Raw genomic sequence first — 1,444 nt, forward strand, 5'->3', positions numbered from 1 at the left:
GTGGGTGCCTTCAACGCGCGGGTCAAAAACGCGATCTCACTGGTGAGGTCCCGAGTGGTTTTCTTCGCGGTGGTAGCTCGGGTCGCGGACATCAGGCCACCCCACCATCGGCGCCCTCGCCGTCGAGGCCGAGGGCGGTGTCATAGTCGGCCAAGCGCCGCTGCTCCACCACCTCGTCGGGTTCCGGAACGGGCCGCAGCATGCCGACCCTGTTGCGGCGCAACGACTTCGCCGCCGCAACGTGGTCCGGGTCGGAGATCGTTTGATGCCAGGCCCAGATCCGGTCGTGATCAGCCACCACCTTCCCATCGCACCACGCCCGCACCCGCGCCAGATCGGCGACGATCTCCACCCGCCGGCCGATCACGCTCGGGTGCACCGAATAATCGTTGGAATCCAAGCGAATGTAGTGATCTCGCGGTAGGCGGGCCGAGCACCGCCAGCCAGTGACGGGCACGACCGGCGGCAAGGCGAGCATCGCGGCCTTATCGCCGACGATCCGCTCGGTCGGGGCGCAGCCCAGCGCCCGGCGGGGCCGGGTGTTGACCGTGGCCAGCCACTGCGCCAGCTGGCTGTTGAACCCTGCCGGGCCGTCGAAGGTGCGGCCTGGCAGGAACGAGCGCTCCAGGTAGTCATGCGCCCGCTCGATCAGCCCTTTGGCCTCGGGGTCGGCTGGCCGGCAGATGACCACTTTCGCGCCCAATGTGCCCCGAAACGCCTGACACTCGGCCGTCAGCTCACTGCGTCCACCACGCCACCGGCCGATCGCGCCTTCGCCGTCCCAGACCAGCACCCGCGGCACCGCACCCAACCGGGCGATCAGCTGCCACCAGCCGGCGAAGAGATCCTCAGCCCGGCGACTGGGGATCAGCACCACCGACAACCAGCGTGAATACCCCGTCACCATGGTCAGCACCGGCAACTGCGCTGGCCTGCGGGTCTGCCCGAACCCCACCGGCAGCGTGATCGGCGGGAACCACAGATCGCACTGCGCGATCTCCCCTGCGACATACGCAGTGCGTGAGACCGGGTCCGGCGGCAGATACACCGGCCGCAACTCCGCCACCCGCCCTGAGAGCACCCGGATCGACCGCGTCCACCCGATCCGCTCGGCCATCACGGTCGCCGGCATCGTCGGATACGCCCGCAACAATTCCCGGATCTGCGGCTCAACAGCATCCACGATGGAACCCTTCGGCTTACGCACGTACTTCGGTGGCGCATCCGAGGCCAGCGCGGCACGCACGGTGTTGCGCGAAATACCCAGCACCCGAGCGATCGCCTTGATCGGCAACCCCTCCGACCTGCGCAAACGACGAATCTCAGCCCAATCTTCCACAGACAACACCCGCCTTCGTCCTTCCTGGCTCACAACCAGGGTCACCGGACAAAGGGGTCAAAATTCGGATGCCACGCCGGGGTCAGTATTCACGTGCCGCCGACA

Annotated in this window: 1 protein-coding gene; it reads right to left on the minus strand. The window is 67.5% G+C overall.

The genetic code is table 11. The features are described 5' to 3' along the window. Window positions 1–91: 91 nt before the first annotated feature. The gene (gene istA, locus MOQ72_RS44070) at window positions 92–1,348 is read right to left on the minus strand and encodes an IS21 family transposase (protein WP_242192026.1); all 1,257 of its coding nucleotides are present in this window, start codon (window positions 1,346–1,348) and stop codon (window positions 92–94) included. Window positions 1,349–1,444 lie beyond the last annotated feature (96 nt).

Source organism: Saccharopolyspora soli (genome assembly GCF_022678645.1).
In the GTDB taxonomy this organism is placed as follows: domain Bacteria; phylum Actinomycetota; class Actinomycetes; order Mycobacteriales; family Pseudonocardiaceae; genus Saccharopolyspora; species Saccharopolyspora soli.